This is a genomic window from Thalassospira sp. GO-4 (assembly GCF_023588965.1).
In the GTDB taxonomy this organism is placed as follows: Bacteria; Pseudomonadota; Alphaproteobacteria; order Rhodospirillales; family Thalassospiraceae; genus Thalassospira; species Thalassospira povalilytica.
This window is the reverse complement of sequence record NZ_CP097807.1, coordinates 3,130,146-3,146,468: the sequence shown is the minus strand read 5'-3', so window position 1 is coordinate 3,146,468 and position 16,323 is coordinate 3,130,146. Positions and strand designations below refer to the sequence as shown.

The following is a 16,323-nucleotide window of genomic DNA, read 5'->3' as shown; positions in this document are numbered from 1 at the left end:
CCGCGCACCTATATATGAAAGTCCCCACAAAGTCGCAAGCGGTCAAAGAGGGGAATCTTGGGTGTTTTTTACCTTAAAAATGCAATTTTTATCCAATCGCGGGCAATATCATCGCGATTGCCACGCCATTTGGGCGATTTCGAGCCGATTTTCAGTGTCAAAACCGGGCTTTTCAAATCGCTCATAACCGGGTTGCAATTCCGTCAAATCACAGAATTTTACGGGGATTGAAGCGGAATATCCGAGGGATTACAGCGGGTATGGCGCAATACCGCTTCGAGCTGACAGGCCAGATCAGCCTTTTCATCTGCCCCCAAAAAGCCGGCAATTTCGAAGCTTTTGCCATGTGTTTGCAAAAACAGCGCACATTGATCGTCTTCGCCGCGTTCCAGAACAACGCGCAGCCAATAAGGCTGAAAATCAAATTCCTGACGATCGCCGCGGACCGAAATGCGGGTTACGCGAAGATTGGCCGGGCTGAGTTCGATGCGTTCTTCCTGCCGGGCCGAGCGGAAGCTGAAATGAAATGCCAGCGACAGCAACACCACATCCACGCCGAGAAACCCGATCACCGGCCAGGCCCCGACCGACCAGAAAACCAGACCGATACTTGTCGTCAACGCAGCCAGCATCAGGACAATATTGCGCGCAGCCCGGCGCGAAAGCGACCGCGGCGGAAACAAATCCACCCGATAGATCGGCTTGGCACTGCGCGGGACGGCGGGCATTTCACTTACCTGTATATCTGAACGGGCCTGCTGCTGTTTTCCTTATATGGTGCGTACAGCACAGGATGTCGTGTAATCAAAATTCGATTTTTCGTCTTATCCCTTATATATAATGTCCGCACAGGAGATCGGATCAGGGACGCCATGCTTTGACACATGTGCATCCCCAAATCGGCTGAAAACAGCCCGCCAAAAAAGAGAGCTAAAGTCCATGGCCCGCCCGATGAGCAAAGCCGCCATTGAAGAATTTTTCCAGCGTCTGTCGGATGCTGATCCCGAACCCAAAGGCGAACTGGATTACACCAATCCCTATACCCTGCTTGTGGCTGTTGCCCTGTCGGCACAGGCAACCGATGTCGGGGTCAACAAGGCGACCAAAAAGCTGTTTCAGATCGTTGAAACACCTCAAGACATGCTTGATCTGGGCGAAGAAGCACTGATTGATCATATCAAGACGATCGGGCTTTATCGCGGCAAGGCCAAGAACGTCATGGCAGCAGCCAAAATTCTGGTCGAAAAGCATGGCGGGGTGGTTCCCAATGATCAGGAAGCCCTTGAAGAATTACCCGGTGTCGGGCGCAAGACCGCCAATGTCGTGCGCAATATCGCCTGGGGCGAACATACCATGGCGGTTGATACCCATATTTTCCGGCTGGGCAATCGCACCGGCATGGCCAATGGCAAAACGGTTCTGGCTGTTGAAAAGGCTCTTTTGAAAAAGGTGCCGGCACGCTTCATGACCCATGCCCATCACTGGCTGATCCTGCACGGGCGCTATATCTGCAAGGCGCGCAAGCCACGCTGTGGCGACTGCATCGTCAATGATCTGTGCAATTTCAAAGACAAAACGCCTGCCGAAGCATAATCCGGCAGGCGTTTAAAAACAGGCCAGGCATCCATCAGATCGGAAGATCAGAATACCTGGTCAAAGGTTGCTGGCGCCGGCGCAATGACCTTTGCGCCATCCGGCTGGATCTGCATGATGGCATAGCCGCGTTCGGACTGGCCATCGGCCGTCAGACGGAAAATCCCGTCAACCCCGACAAAGCCGCTTGGATTGGTCAGTGCATCACGCGTAATCCCGTTTTCATCACGCGCCATCAATGCCGCCAGTGCCGCACTGTCATAGGCCAGACTTGAAATGCGCGGCGGCTGGCTGCCAAAGGTGCGTTCAAACCGGTTGGCAAACAGGTTCCAGTTTTCCGGATTGGGGGCGGCAAAAATACCGCCCTTAAGGGCCGGTTCCGCAAACAGGCCGGGATCATTCCAGCCAAAGGTCCCGATGAACTGAACAACCGACGGATCAATATCAAAATAGGCCAGCAGGGCCGATACCTGACGCAGATCGCCACCGGTTGCCGGCAGGATCAACGCATCAAAATCAAGCTCGCCAAAGGTGTCGACGCCTTCAAGACGGCGCAGCGCCCGCTTTGCCCCGGCACTGCCATCAGCTTCAAGCTGGGCCTTGTGGGCGCGCAGATTGGCGCGACGCGCATCGTAATTGGCAAAATCGCGAATGGTCTGTTGCAGACTTTCCGAGCCGGGCTGATAGAACGCCACCCGTCCCAGCGATCCGCCAACACGCGACACCACCCCGTTCAGGGCACTGGCGATCTGGCGACCATAATCATTTTGCGGCAACAGGGCGGCAAACCGGAAATGGCCCTGTGTTGTGGCATATCCGACAGCACGCGCAATCTGGTCTTCAGGGATCAGGCCACTGACCCAAACACCGTTTTCAGCAACACGCCGGTTGTTGGAAAAGGCAATGACCGGAACGTTGGCGGCCTTGGCAACTTCGCTGGCCCCGCTGACCGATTCGGAAAACAGCGGACCAAGGATCATTTTCGCGCCGGCATCAACCGCCTGGCGTGCGGCATTTTGCCCGCCCTGATAGGTACCCGCCGTATCGATCGGCATCAGGACAAAATCATCCCCGGCAATATCAAACATTGCAAGTTCGGCCGCATGGCGCATGGCACGACCAAGATCGGCATGCTGCCCGGAAAGCGGCAGCAAAAGCGCAACCCGCTTTTCAAAGACTGCGGCTTCATCGTTATAAAGGGTCGGCAGTTCGACACCTTCGCCTTCAGGAAGGGCGGCGTCACTTGGCCATGGATTGGCATCAGGGATCAGCCCCTGATCAGGGGCGCCTGTCGGGTCGACAGGGGGTTGATTGGCTGTTTCGACCGGGGCGCCACGTTGCGTACCAAACAGGTCCGTGATACTCGTGGTCGCATTACATGCGGCAAGCCCGACAGAGAGGACAACAACTGATGCCGTCCGGCGTGCAATCCGGCCCCAGGTCGAACCCCCATTCAGATTCTGCAACGCCTGACGCGGCAGCGCCTCGTTCTGCATCCGATTCTGTGACGGATGACGTTTCGGACAACCCACTCTCACCTCCAGATAAGTCGTTTCGCACGCAGGGTAATGCGCGCGAGGATGCAAGTAAACATGATGAAAGCCATTTGCCACTTTCATCGGGTCTTTATCTTGTCGCTACTCCAATCGGAAATTTGGGCGATATTACGTTCAGGGCGCTCGAAATCCTTAAAAGGGCCGATGTCATCCTGTGCGAGGATACCCGGACATCGGGCAAATTGCTGTCACGCTATGGCGTCAAGACCAAGCGAATCGCCTATCACGAACATAACGCCGCCAAGATGCGCCCCGAAATCATGGAACGCCTTGGCAAGGGTCAGGGACTGGCACTGATTTCCGATGCGGGAACGCCCCTGATCAATGATCCGGGCTACAAGCTTGTACGTGATTGCAAGGCAGAAGGCTTTAACGTCACGGCTGCACCGGGCGCATCTTCGCCAATTGTCGCGTTGATCCTGTCAGGATTGCCAAGCGATCATTTCTTTTATGCCGGTTTCCTGCCGCCCAAAACCATGGCCCGGCAAAAGGAACTGACCCGTTTTACCGCCATTCCGGGCAGCCTGATTTTTCTTGAAAGTCCCAAACGTCTTGCCGCCAGCCTTGCCGATATGGCCCGGGTTCTTGGCGGATCACGCGAAGCCGCTGTGACCCGCGAACTGACCAAGATGTTCGAGGAAGTTCGTAATGGCACCCTTGATGAACTTGCCACCCATTACGAAGAAGCCGGCGCCCCAAAAGGCGAAATCGTGATCATTGTCGGCCCGGCCAATGATGCGGATAACGAACCCAGCCCCGAAGACATTGATGCGCGGCTGCTTGATCTGATCAAAACCCATCGGACCAAGGATGCCGCCGATATTCTGGCCCGCGAAACCGGCCTTAAGAAGCGTGATCTTTACAATCGCGCCCTTGAACTGGCCAAGACGGAGTAGCCATGCCCCGAACCCGCCGCGCACCTGATCAACAATCAAGTCGCAAGCGGGCGGAAAAGGCCGGACGCCGCGCAGAAATGCTGTGTGCCCTGTTTCTGCGCCTGAAGGGATATCGCATCCTTGCAACGCGCCATAAAAGCCCGGTCGGTGAAATTGATATCATCGCCCGGCGCGGCAAGGTCCTGATTGCAATCGAAGTAAAAAACCGGCCCGACAGGGAAACAGCGCTGCTTGCACTGCGTCCCCGTCAGCAGGTCCGAATTGCCCGCGCCCTTGAAAGCTATGCCGGGCAAATCGGCCATGACGGCGATCTTCGGTTCGATCTGATGATGGTGCACGGTCTTGTGCGGGTCGAACATCTTAGCAATGCCTGGCATGTCAATTAACTGCGACCGTCATCATGCCCCTAGGGATGCATCTTTGCGCCCTTGGTGATTTTATCGACAATGCGCTTATCAGCATGAATGCCAATGCCGACAAATTTGGCCTGTTCGGGATCCACAGCGGCAAATACTTCGCGATTGGCCGCATCATGCCCGGTGGCAAACATTTCTTCGATATAGGCCGATGCCCTGACACCGCGATCAAGCACCCGGCGATGGATTTTGCTCAGGGTCGCCTGGTCTGCGGCCAGAACAATCGCCGGTTGCCGCGATAGCGGATTGTAAATATTTTGCTTCGCATCGATATAGGGTTCGCCGATGATATCGGGTGTCTGGGCGACGATGCCGCTCATCAGAAAGGCCGTCACATTCAGCGATTGCCAGGCTTCAAGATCATTGCGCAAGACCAGCGCGACTTTGGTGTCAAACATATGCGTTCTCCAACGGGTCGGATAATCAGGTGATGAAAGAAGCAGTAGATCAAAGCACCGATCCCGGTATTGAACGTTTGTGCAAAAAGCGTGAACGCTTTATCGCCGCCCCGACCAGCGACGGGATCGAACGGATCGAAGCCCGGTTTTATGGCAATATGTTCAGCCCGCACCGCCATGACACCTATGCGCTGGGCATCACCATGCAGGGTGTGCAAACCTTTAACTATCGTGGGGAATTTCGCGCCAGCAATCCGGGCAATGTCATTATCCTGCATCCCGACGAAATTCATGATGGCGGGGCGGGCACCGAAGACGGATTGCAATACCGCATGCTGTATCTTGAACCGGCGCTTTTGCGCAGCGGTCTGGATCATGAGTCCGATCCCCTGCCCTTTGTCGGTGAACCGGTGATCAATGATCGGGTTTTATGGTCGGTTCTGGCATCGGTTCTGGGCGAACTTGATTGCGATGTTGATCCCATGCTGCGTGACCAGTTTGTCGCCGATATTGCCCAGCGCCTGTCACTTCATGGCAAAACACCGTTAAAACAACCGCGCTTTAATGCCGCTGCGCGCATGGATCAGGTCCGCGCCTTTCTGGAAGACAACTTTGACCGCACGGTCCAGTCCGATGAACTTGAACAGATTGCCGAAATGGACCGCTATCGCCTGATCCGGCATTTCCGGGCCCGGTTTGGCACGACCCCGTATCGCTATCTGATGATGCGCCGCCTGCAAAAGGCCCGGGCGCTGATGGTTCTGGGGCAACCGCTGGCCGGGATTGCGGCCGAAACCGGGTTTTCAGATCAAAGCCACTTCAACCGGCATTTTCGCCAGACCTATGGCGTGACACCGGGACGCTGGGCAGGACTGATCGCCGAAAGGGCGCATTGAAGCCATCCCGTTCCGATCAATATGCAAAAAGATGCATTTTTGCTGATAAACTGGTCGGGATTTTAAAACTCTTTAACCCCAAGGCGCGATGATTGCACCCGGAAGACTGAGGGAATCGGGGGCGAGACATCACCATATGTCGTCAAAAACGGACATTGAATGGCATCTGACCACCAGACCGCCAGATCATGCCAACCGTCATTTGCGCGCGGTCAGGCATCTGGTATTGGCCGGGTTCTGTCTTTTGCCGTTGTCGGGATGCACATCGCTTGTAATCGGTGCCGGGGCCACGGCCGGGGTTGCAGCCCTTCAGGAACGTGGTCTTGACGGTGCCGTCAGTGACACCGCGATTACCGCAGAAATCTGGCAGAAATTTCTGTCAAAAGATGAGAAACTGTTTCTCGATATCGAAATCGAAGTTGTCGAAGGCGAAGTCCTGCTGGCCGGTCGTGTACCGTCCGTCGCAGATCAGCTTGAAGCGGTACGATTAAGCTGGCAGGTCGATGGCGTCAGAAGCGTCATTAACGAAATTGATGTCGGATCGGGCATGTCACTGATGGACAGTGCCGGCGATCTGATCATCACCACACGGATCAAGACCGCGCTGATGTTTGATGGCGATGTTTTCGCGATCAATTACAGCATCGAGACCGTAAACGGTACAGTGCATCTGATGGGCATTGCCCAGAACGAACGCGAACGTGAACGGGTTATTTCGCATGCGCGTGAAACCAGCTATGTAAAACGCGTGGTCAGTCACATCCGCCTGAAAGATGACATCAACCGGCAAGGGACCTGATCAATTAGTACCGTAAGCCACATCATCGCACCGACCGATCCGGACCGCCAATGGCTTGTCGATTACGCCAAGGGCCAAAAACCTGACGCCAGCGTTGCGAAGGCGGCCCTTCATTTTGCCCGGCTCAATCTGGCAGAAGACGGTCAGAAACGCGATATCGCGCCATATCTTCGTCATCTCGATGACCTTGCCGACCAGCTGCGGGCCGAGCTGGCCCGCATAACCCTGCAACCGGACTTTGTCACATTGTCCGATATTGCGGGCCTTCCGGTCGACGACAAGGAAGCCGAACCAACCATTGAACAGGTGGTCAAAGGCCTTCAGACAGTGATTGCCGAACGCAACGGCTTTCAGGGCGACATGGAAAATTACGATGACATGGCCAATGCCGACCTGTTGCAAGTCATTGAACGCAAACGCGGCCTGCCGGTTGCACTGGGATTGCTTTACATCCATGCGGCCGAACGATGCGGCATTACCATCACCGGGATCGATTTCCCCGGCCATTTCCTGTTGCGGGTCCAGGCCAATGGCAAACGCCGCATGATCGATCCGTTCCACGGGGGCATTACCCTTGGACCCGCAGAATTGCGCGAATTACTGAAATCCTTTAGCGGGCTTGATGCCGAACTTGAGCCCCGCCACTATCGCCCGACAAGCAATGTCGATATATTGTTACGACTTCAAAACAATATAAAGGTCCGGGCCCTGCGCGCAGGTGAACTGGCCCTTGCGACCCGTGTGATCGAACACAGTTTGCTGATCGCGCCCGACCATGAAGGGCTTTGGCATCAGCTTGGTGCGCTTTATGCACGTCTTGATCAGGACCATATGGCACTTGGCGCGTTTGAACAGTTTGTCATGCGCTGTGACGACCCGCTTCATCGCGCCCGGATCGAAGCCGTGATCGAAGAATTGCGCGAACGGCTTGAACGGGAAGTCGCCAATCAGGATGATCCGGCCGGGATTTCCGCACCATCGGAAAGTTCCGATCAATCGCGCAGCGATCCACAGCAAAAATCCAACGCGCCGATCCCGCTTTTCCCCGATCTGAATTCCTGATTTCCCAAAAATCACCTGTACTCGCGAGGTGCAATGCGGCCGGATTCCGTCATCTGGCCGTGCACGACCTTTATAAGCTCGGATCATGAAAATCCATGTGAAATAGCTTGTTTTTCGATATAGAATTAAATAAATATTCCTATAAATTATTAATTAGGATGTTATTTTTAAACCTAAATACGAACAAACTGGTCCGTCCGGTTTTTCAAGATCCCTGAATGCCGGTGATTATCGGGCACAAAATCATCAAAAAATGCTTGTTTCGGTATTTTTTGCCCAATTTCGGCGATCTGACCACTTCATGCATCAGAAAATCCTGAAGAATACGCAAACCCCCGGAAATCGGGGCTTTTGACCACTGACATGCGATGGCGACCGGATAGACGGAACCGTCATCGGCCCGAAGATCGAAATTGAAACCGGATTCAGATCGAATTTCGCGGTGACATCGCCTTGAAAAACATCTTTTGCAGTTTTTTTCGGTTCTTAACGGCAGGTTAAACAACCGGCCACGAAACGGTCGCGACACTTGCACCGTGAACAGCAATGCATATACTCCGCGCCAGTCAGTTTTTAGGCGCCTGATCATGGCCATCTGCCAGATTGGCCCGCCTGTGCGGTCAACCGGGTTCAATACGGTGCCGTTCAAACCGAACAAATTGCAGGAATGAACTATATGAACGACACCACAGTCGACGTCGTCGGTATTGGCAACGCCATTGTTGATGTCCTTGCCCATTGCAAGGAAGAAGACCTGACCCGTCTGAAGCTTGTCAAAAACTCCATGACCCTGATTGACGCGGAAACCGCAGATAGTCTGTATGAACAGATGGGTCCGGGCATGGAAATGTCCGGCGGGTCGGCAGGCAACACCATGGCCGGCATCGCAGCCCTTGGCGGCAAGGGTGCCTATATCGGCAAGGTGCGCGACGACCAGCTTGGCCAGGTTTTCCGCCACGATATCCGTGCAATTGGCGTTCAGTTCAATTCCGCACCGGCCACGGCCGGTTCGCCGACCGCGCGCTGCCTGATCTTTGTCACCCCGGATGGCCATCGCACCATGAACACCTTCCTTGGTGCCTGCACCGAGCTTGGCCCGGAAGATATCGACGAAGATCTGATCAAATCGGCCAAAGTCACATATATGGAAGGCTATCTGTGGGATCGCCCCGAAGCCAAGGAAGCCTTTGTCAAAGCGGCCAAGGTCGCCCATGAGGCCGGTCGGCAGGTTTCCATCAGCCTGTCTGATTCATTCTGTGTTGACCGTCACCGCGATTCATTCCGCGATCTGGTTCATCACCATATCGACGTGCTGTTTGCCAACGAAGAAGAAATCAAGTCGCTTTACGAAGTCGACACCTTTGAAGAGGCACTGGCCGAAGTTCGCAAACACTGCAAGGTCGCAGCCCTGACCCGTGGTGAAAAGGGCGCGGTTATCGTTGCCGAGAACGAACTTCACGAAATCAGCGCCGAACCGGTCGCCAAGGTGGTCGATACCACAGGTGCCGGCGATCTGTTCGCATCAGGCTTCCTGTATGGCTATACCCAGGGTCACGAACTTCCGGTTTGCGGGCAGCTTGGTGCGATTTGCGCATCCGAGGTGATTTCGCATATGGGCGCGCGCCCGGATGCGGACCTTAAGGAACTGACCGCAAAGGTCATCTGACCGGAAACCGGTGGCTTTCAGCGCCATCTGCAAAGATTTCACGGGACGGCAACAATCCGTTGTCGTCCCGTTTTACGTTACCAAAGACCCCGATTTCCGGGCATTGCAGCGCAACACAAACATTGACTTTATACAAAGTTTAGCGCAAACAGCCCGCATTGCAGAAAAATCAACCCCGCATGGCGCGCACAAAGCTGGTCATTCGCCTCCACATTGGCTATGACAGGGCGGCCTTCGGGCAAGATACACAATGCCCGGACCAGTAAACATTCAGCATATGCCGTGTTCTAGAGTTGCGCGGATGACCGAACAGCATCGGTCATAAGGCTGCTGAATATCTACTGGCCTTGAAACGTTTTACTGACCGATGCGCATGGGCAAGCCCCGGCGCGCGGCATTTTTATTTCTGGAGTCCGCGCCCATGAGCTTGCGCAATATCGCCATCATCGCCCACGTTGACCACGGCAAAACCACGCTGGTCGATTCCATGTTCCGTCAGTCCGGTGTCTATCGTGACAACCAGCGCGTAGATGAACGCGCAATGGACAGCAACGATCTGGAACGTGAACGCGGCATTACCATCGTTGCAAAACCAACGGCTGTTCAGTGGGGTGATACCCGCGTGAACATCGTCGATACCCCGGGCCACGCCGATTTCGGCGGTGAGGTCGAACGTATCCTGTCCATGGTCGAAGGCGTGGTTCTGCTTGTTGACTCGGCCGAAGGTCCGATGCCGCAGACCAAATTCGTTCTGGGCAAGGCGCTTAAACTTGGTCTGAAACCGATCGTTGTCATCAACAAGATCGACCGTCCTGACCAGCGTGCCGAGGAAGTCCTTGACGAGATTTTCGATCTCTTCGTATCGCTTGAAGCAACTGAAGAACAGCTCGACTTCCCGGTTCTGTACGCATCTGGTCGTGACGGCTGGGCTGCTGAAAGCCCGGAAGGCCCGAAAGAAAACCTGACCCCGCTGATGGAACTGGTTCTGAACCACGTTCCGGCACCGGACGTCAATGTCGATGCCCCGTTTGCGATGCTGGCAACCATGCTGCATGCTGACAACTTCCTGGGTCGTATTCTGACCGGTCGTGTCTATCAGGGCCGTGCGAAACTCAACATGCCGGTGAAGGTTCTTCGTGGCGATGGCACGGTTGAAACCGGCCGTCTGTCGAAACTGATGGGCTTCCGCGGTCTGGAACGTGTCCCGCAGGACGAAGCTGTTGCCGGTGACATCATCGCAATTGCCGGCCTGACCGAGGCAACCGTTGCCGACACCATTTGTGCAACCGACGTCAACACCGCCATCGAAAGCCAGCCGATCGATCCGCCGACCCTGGCGATGACCTTCTCGGTCAACAACTCGCCGCTGGCCGGTCAGGAAGGTGACAAGGTTACCTCGCGCATGATCCGTGCCCGTCTGGAACGCGAAGCCGAAGGCAACATCGCGATCAAGATTGGCGAAACCGCCGACAAGGATGCATTCGAAGTTGCCGGTCGTGGTGAACTTCAGCTTGGCGTTCTGGTTGAAACCATGCGCCGCGAAGGTTTTGAACTTTCGATTTCACGTCCGCGCGTTCTGTTCCAGGAAATCGACGGCGTAATGTCCGAGCCGTACGAAGAAGTCCAGGTTGACGTTGACGAAGAATATTCCGGCGTCGTGGTCGAGAAAATGAGCCTGCGCAAGGCTGAAATGACCGACATGCGCTCAAGCGGTGGCGGCAAGACCCGTATCATCTTCCTTGCGCCGTCGCGTGGCCTGATTGGCTATCACGGTGAATTCCTGACCGATACCCGCGGTACCGGCGTTATGAACCGCGTGTTCCATTCCTATGGCCCGGTCAAGGGTGCGATTGCGGGCCGTCGTAACGGCGCACTGATTTCCAACGATCAGGGCGATGCCGTTGCCTACGCACTGTTCGGTCTTGAAGATCGTGGCATCATGTTCATCGAACATGGCGAACGCGTCTATCAGGGCATGATCATCGGTGAACATAACCGTGACAACGACCTGGAAGTGAACGTGCTCAAGGGCAAAAAGCTGACCAACGTTCGTGCATCGGGCAAGGACGAGGCTGTTACCCTGACCCCGCCGCGCCGCATGTCGCTTGAAGAAGCCCTGTCCTACATTCAGGACGACGAACTGGTCGAAGTCACCCCGCAGAGCGTACGTATCCGCAAACTGCACCTTGATCCGAACGTTCGTAAGCGCGAAAGCCGCAAGAAAGAAGGCTAAGCCTTCCTGCTAGCAACAGATTTCAAAAGGGCCGGTCCAGTGGATCGGCCCTTTTTTCATGGCAGACCGCACCTTTGCCACCCGCCCGGCGGTGCTGCGCGAATTGGCTATTCATTAACCTGTTTGCACTAGCTTCTTCGCAGCGTGTTTCAAGTTGGGGGAATCGATGCACAGCACAGAAAAGCGAAGCTGGGGTGAAGCCTTTGGCGCCTTTGTTCATCCACGCGTCATTACGATGCTGTTTCTGGGCCTGTCGGCGGGCATTCCCATCCTTCTGATTTTCTCCACCCTGTCGATCTGGCTGCGCGAGGCCGGCGTTGACCGGTCGACCGTCACCTATTTCAGCTGGGCTGCCCTTGGCTATTCCTTCAAGTTTGTCTGGGCGCCATTGATTGATCGGCTGCCTTTTCCGGTTCTGCACGGGCTTCTGGGCCGCCGGCGCAGTTGGCTGATCATTGCGCAGGCCTGCATCATTGCCGCCATCCTGTGGATGGGCCTGACCGATCCGGCCGAAAACCTGACCATGATGGCCTTTGCGGCCGTGGCGCTTGGCTTTGCATCGGCCACACAGGACATCGTTATTGATGCCTACCGGATCGAGGCCGCCGATGCCGACCTTCAGGCAATGATGAGTTCGGCCTATATTGGTGGTTACCGGATCGGCATGATTGTCGCCGGTGCCGGTGCATTGACGATTGCCGGCCTGTTTGAGGCCGAAGGCACCTATCAGCACTTTGCCTGGACCGTTGCCTATGGCTGTATGGCGCTTGCCATGTGTGTTGGCGTTATCACCACGCTTCTGGTGCGTGAACCCGATGCGCCCAAAACACAAAGCAAATATTTCCATGAAACGTCAGACTATCTTCGTTTTCTGGCGATGTTTGCGCTCACTGTCATCGCCTTTATCCTTGCCAATATCTATGCAGGCGACTTTACCGACCCGCTCAAGACCGGCCTGACCGATGCCGGGATGATCAAGGAGCTGTCCGGCTTTATTGCCGGGACGCTCAAGCTTGCGATCGCAGTCGGTTTTGCCATTCTGGTTGCCTGGCTGACCACGCGGGTCGGCCTGACGCCGACCGGAATGGTGCAGGAGACCTATATCTCGCCGGTAAAGGACTTCATCGACCGTTATGGCAAGGTTGCGATCATCATTCTTGCCCTGATCGGGGTTTATCGCATTGCCGATATCGTCATGGGTGTGATGGCCAACGTGTTTTACACCGACCTTGGCTTTTCCAAGGAAGAAATCGCCGCGGTCTCCAAGACATTCGGCCTGTTCATGACGATTGGCGGCAGTTTCCTGGGCGGGGTTCTGTCGGTACGTTATGGCGTGGTCAAGATCCTGTTTCTTGGCGCCCTGCTTTCGGCCATTACCAACATCCTGTTTGCTTTCATGGCGCAGCTCGGTCCGGATACCACGATGTTTGTCGTCGTGATCATGGCCGATAACCTGTCTGGCGGTCTCGCCACAGCGGCCTTCATCGCCTATCTGTCGGGCCTGACCAACATCTCCTTTACCGCCATGCAATATGCGATCTTCAGTTCGATCATGACCCTGTTCCCGAAAATCCTTGCCGGTTTCTCGGGCACCGTGGTGGATGCGGTCGGATATAGATGGTTCTTTGTCGGTACCGCCGTGATCGGCATCCCGGTTCTTTGGCTTGTTGTGCTGGCCGGTCGCATGACCGATACCAAAGCGACCAAACCCGATGCCTCAGCCCAGGATGCCTGATACCGATGCCTGATATCGGTGCCTGATGCTGAAACCTGATGCTGATCTGGCGCGGATGCCCTTTGATCACAATCGGTCTGCCCAAAAGAAAAACCGGACGCCAGCAAAGCGTCCGGTTTTTTTAAATCTGGTCTGTCTGCATTACGGGGACTACCCGCCTTTCACTGACCGTTTCAAGCGGCCTGTTCGGCCTCGTCCTGGGTCAGCAATGCATAGATCGCGTCGGCGGAACCCGCCCCGCGCAGCTTGTCGCACATGCCCTGATTACGCAGCAGACGCGAAATCCGCGCCAGTGCCTTCAGGTGATCGGCACCGGCTTCCTCGGGTGCGATCAGCATGCAGAAAAGGTCGACCGGGTGTTCATCAACCGCATCGAATTCGATCGGGTTCTGAGCACGGGCAAAGACCATGTAGAGCCGATCAAGGTCATTGAGCTTGCCATGCGGAATCGCGACACCACCGCCTACGCCAGTGCTGCCAAGCTTCTCACGATCAAGCAGGACAGAGAAAATCTCGCTTGCGTCGCGTCCGGTAACTTCGGCTGCTTTTTCGGCAAGTTCCTCAAGCACAGCCTTTTTCGCACCGGACCGCAGTGCCGGAATGACCCCGGACGGGGTAAGTATAGATGATATGTCCATTTTTCGCGTTGCGTTGTTTGGCTCGGAATCCGTGTTCGTCACGCGCCACCAGCATCTTTATCGTTTGGATCAAGCCAACCGATATTGCCATCCGCGCGACGGTACACAACATTCAACCCGCCATGTTTGCCATTCCGGAACATCAGTGCCGGAATGTCCCCCAAGTCGAGCCGCATGACAGCTTCTCCGACAGAGAGCGTATCAATGCGATCCGGTGTCTCGGCGACAATCACCGGTTCAAACCCGTTTACGTGATCGTCGTCATCCGAATGATCGTCATCTTCCTGTGCGATCACATAGTGAATCGCTTCAAGACGAGCCTGCTCGTGATGGTCCCGGCTTGCGTGATGATCACGCAGGCGCCGTTTATAGCGCCGCAACTGCTTGGCCACTCTGTCACAGGCTGAATCGAAGGCCGGATAGACTTCATCCGCCGACGCCTTTGCCTGTACCATCATGCCCTTGCCAACATGGACCGAAATTTGTGCCTGATAGAGATGTGCCTGTTTGGTGATCGTCACCGTGGCTTCGATCGCGTGATCGAAATATTTCTCTACCGCAGGGTCCAAGGTCTCGACGACGTGCTGCCGAAGAGCATCCCCAACGTCAAGTTGCTTACCGATAACCGTAATTTGCATGGATCGCCTATCCCCAGTTGAGTGACTTCCCAGTACATATGGATGTTTGGTGCCCCTCAATCAGGAGGCCGCACCATATTCCCTCGTCATTGCCAAGTCAAGATATGGGTATATTTCCTTTGATTGCAGTACGTTACAGTACAAATTTTCGAAAAAACGATGCTAGGAAGCACGTGATTTTTTTTCGCGCCGACGCTGGACCGACGAAGGAATACGCATCGCTTCACGGTATTTTGCCACTGTTCGGCGGGCAATGTCGATCCCTTCCTTCCCGAGCAACTCAACGAGTTTGTCGTCAGACAAAATCTTTTTCGGATCTTCGTTATCAATCAATGACTTGATCCGATGCCGAACAGCTTCGGACGAATAGGCATCCCCGCCATCAGATGACGAAATTGCCGTGGTAAAGAAGTATTTCAGCTCGAACATGCCGCGCGGTGTCGCCATGAATTTGCCGTTGGTCACCCGCGACACCGTACTTTCATGCATGCCGATGGCCTCGGCAATGTCGCGCAGAATAAGCGGCCGCAGATGCGATACCCCGTGGGTAAAGAACCCGTCCTGCTGGCGGACAATTTCGCTGGCAACCTTCATGATGGTGGTCGCACGCTGATGCAGTGCCTTGACCAGCCAGTTCGCGGTTTGCAACTTTTCACTCATGAAGCTGCGTTCTTCGCGGTCGCGCAGGCCCGATCCGATCTGGGCGACATAATCTTCATTGACCAGAACACGCGGCAGGGCTTCGGAATTCAGTTCCAGATGCCAGTTGCCATTCCCCGCCGATCGCATCAGAACATCGGGGATGACCGGGGTTGCAACTTCGCCATCAGCTGTGCGACCCGGGCGCGGATCCAGTGTCTTGATCTCGGCGATCATGTCGTGAAGGTCGTCGGCATCAACACCACAGACCCGACGCAACCGGTCAAATTCGCGCTTTGCCAGCAGATCAAGATTGGCAAGCAACGCCGCCATTGCCGGATCAAACCGGTTCATTTCGCGCAATTGCAATTCAAGACATTCGGCAAGATCACGTGCGAAAATGCCGACCGGCTCGAACCCCTGCATGATGCCAAGAACGCGCTCGACCTCCGCCAGCGGGCATTCCAGCGCCTCGGACACCTCATCAAGGTCACCGCCGACATAGCCGTTTTCATCAAGCATATCGATCAGATAGGACCCGATCATCCGCGACATGACATCGGCAAAGGCGATATTGAGCTGATCATCAAGGGATTGGCGCAGCGTCGCCTCGTCGGCCAGGGTCTGTTCAAGACCGGGCAGATCATCACTGCTGCCCGCCCCGGATCCGCCGGCCCCGCCGCCATAGGGCGACGCATAGTCGTGATTGCCCGCGACCGGTTCGCCATTGCGCGAAATTTCGCCTTCACCGTCGTAAAGCGCGTCGCTTGACACATCAAGCGGGCCGTCATCCCCGCCCATGGTTTCACTTGCGGTCAGTCGATCAGTGCCAAACCGGTCTTCGCGGTCGGTGAAATTGTCACTGGATCGGCTGTCGATACCGTCATCGCCATTGCCAACGGCCCCGTCTCCGGTCTCGGCAAAGGTCTGACCGGGGTCGGCCCGTTCCAGCAACGGGTTTTCCATAAGTTCGCTATCGATGAAATTGGAAAGCTCAATATTATTGAATTGCAGCAGCTTGATCGCCTGCTGCAGCTGGGGCGTCATGACAAGAGACTGGGACTGACGTAAATCGAGCCGCGCCTTCAGGGCCATTTATGCACTACCCCGTGTCAATCCGAACTCCCCCAAGACTGTTATGTCTGTCTGGTGTTTTCG

Annotated in this window: 16 protein-coding genes; 9 read left to right on the top strand and 7 right to left on the bottom strand. The window is 55.3% G+C overall.

All coding sequences use genetic code 11. From position 1 onward, the window contains the following. Positions 1-218 precede the first annotated feature (218 nt). Positions 219-728, bottom strand: coding sequence for a DUF2244 domain-containing protein (locus M9H61_RS14590; RefSeq protein WP_114112075.1), 510 nt, complete (start codon positions 726-728; stop codon positions 219-221). 223 nt (positions 729-951) lie between these two features. On the opposite strand from M9H61_RS14590, the gene nth reads away from it, so the two are divergent. Beyond that, the gene (nth, locus tag M9H61_RS14585) at positions 952-1,593 is read left to right on the top strand and encodes an endonuclease III (protein WP_101246618.1); all 642 of its coding nucleotides are present in this window, start codon (positions 952-954) and stop codon (positions 1,591-1,593) included. 47 nt (positions 1,594-1,640) lie between these two features. Here nth and M9H61_RS14580 read toward each other — a convergent pair whose 3' ends face one another. Then, a complete protein-coding gene (locus tag M9H61_RS14580; protein WP_250281248.1) occupies positions 1,641-3,089 on the bottom strand; it encodes a penicillin-binding protein activator in 1,449 nt (482 codons plus the stop codon). 110 nt (positions 3,090-3,199) lie between these two features. On the opposite strand from M9H61_RS14580, the gene rsmI reads away from it, so the two are divergent. Together rsmI and M9H61_RS14570 are read left to right on the top strand one after the other, a co-directional pair. Beyond that, entirely contained in the window at positions 3,200-4,045 is an 846-nt protein-coding gene (gene rsmI / locus M9H61_RS14575; RefSeq protein ID WP_170310189.1) for a 16S rRNA (cytidine(1402)-2'-O)-methyltransferase, read from the top strand. A 2-nt stretch (positions 4,046-4,047) separates the two neighbouring features. Beyond that, complete coding sequence (locus M9H61_RS14570; protein ID WP_250281247.1) at positions 4,048-4,431, top strand: YraN family protein; 384 nt, start codon at positions 4,048-4,050, stop codon at positions 4,429-4,431. Positions 4,432-4,451: 20 nt separating this feature from the next. On the opposite strand, the gene M9H61_RS14565 is transcribed toward M9H61_RS14570, so the two are convergent. Beyond that, complete coding sequence (locus M9H61_RS14565) at positions 4,452-4,859, bottom strand: DUF2000 family protein (RefSeq protein WP_250281245.1); 408 nt, start codon at positions 4,857-4,859, stop codon at positions 4,452-4,454. Positions 4,860-4,891: 32 nt separating this feature from the next. Here M9H61_RS14565 and M9H61_RS14560 point away from each other — a divergent pair, with 32 nt between their 5' ends. Together M9H61_RS14560 and M9H61_RS14555 are read left to right on the top strand one after the other, a co-directional pair. After that, positions 4,892-5,755: an AraC family transcriptional regulator gene (locus tag M9H61_RS14560; protein WP_250281242.1), complete on the top strand. Its 864-nt coding sequence runs from the start codon at positions 4,892-4,894 to the stop codon at positions 5,753-5,755. A 136-nt stretch (positions 5,756-5,891) separates the two neighbouring features. Continuing rightward, the gene (locus M9H61_RS14555) at positions 5,892-6,554 is read left to right on the top strand and encodes a BON domain-containing protein (RefSeq protein ID WP_206926510.1); all 663 of its coding nucleotides are present in this window, start codon (positions 5,892-5,894) and stop codon (positions 6,552-6,554) included. On the opposite strand, the gene M9H61_RS14550 is transcribed toward M9H61_RS14555, so the two are convergent. Then, on the bottom strand, positions 6,555-6,785 hold the full coding sequence (locus M9H61_RS14550; protein ID WP_250281240.1) for a hypothetical protein: 231 nt from the start codon (positions 6,783-6,785) through the stop codon (positions 6,555-6,557). Here M9H61_RS14550 and M9H61_RS14545 point away from each other — a divergent pair. The 4 genes from M9H61_RS14545 (at position 6,684) to M9H61_RS14530 (ending at position 13,250) form a co-directional block, all read left to right on the top strand. Next, positions 6,684-7,616: a SirB1 family protein gene (locus M9H61_RS14545; protein ID WP_250285064.1), complete on the top strand. Its 933-nt coding sequence runs from the start codon at positions 6,684-6,686 to the stop codon at positions 7,614-7,616. The genes M9H61_RS14550 and M9H61_RS14545 overlap by 102 nt on opposite strands. A gap of 676 nt (positions 7,617-8,292) precedes the next feature. Next, on the top strand, positions 8,293-9,282 hold the full coding sequence (locus M9H61_RS14540; protein WP_114112359.1) for an adenosine kinase: 990 nt from the start codon (positions 8,293-8,295) through the stop codon (positions 9,280-9,282). 421 nt (positions 9,283-9,703) lie between these two features. Continuing rightward, positions 9,704-11,515, top strand: coding sequence for a translational GTPase TypA (gene typA / locus M9H61_RS14535; protein WP_101247013.1), 1,812 nt, complete (start codon positions 9,704-9,706; stop codon positions 11,513-11,515). Positions 11,516-11,681: 166 nt separating this feature from the next. Then, a complete protein-coding gene (locus M9H61_RS14530; RefSeq protein WP_250281237.1) occupies positions 11,682-13,250 on the top strand; it encodes an MFS transporter in 1,569 nt (522 codons plus the stop codon). Between the two features lie 173 nt (positions 13,251-13,423). Here the strand turns inward: M9H61_RS14530 and ptsN are convergent, their stop codons facing one another. The 3 genes from ptsN to rpoN all read right to left on the bottom strand — a co-directional run bounded on the left by ptsN (position 13,424) and on the right by rpoN (position 16,260). Continuing rightward, a complete protein-coding gene (gene ptsN / locus M9H61_RS14525; RefSeq protein ID WP_028791622.1) occupies positions 13,424-13,888 on the bottom strand; it encodes a PTS IIA-like nitrogen regulatory protein PtsN in 465 nt (154 codons plus the stop codon). A 38-nt stretch (positions 13,889-13,926) separates the two neighbouring features. Beyond that, complete coding sequence (hpf, locus tag M9H61_RS14520; protein ID WP_250281236.1) at positions 13,927-14,526, bottom strand: ribosome hibernation-promoting factor, HPF/YfiA family; 600 nt, start codon at positions 14,524-14,526, stop codon at positions 13,927-13,929. Between the two features lie 162 nt (positions 14,527-14,688). Then, complete coding sequence (rpoN, locus tag M9H61_RS14515) at positions 14,689-16,260, bottom strand: RNA polymerase factor sigma-54 (RefSeq protein WP_250281229.1); 1,572 nt, start codon at positions 16,258-16,260, stop codon at positions 14,689-14,691. Positions 16,261-16,323 lie beyond the last annotated feature (63 nt).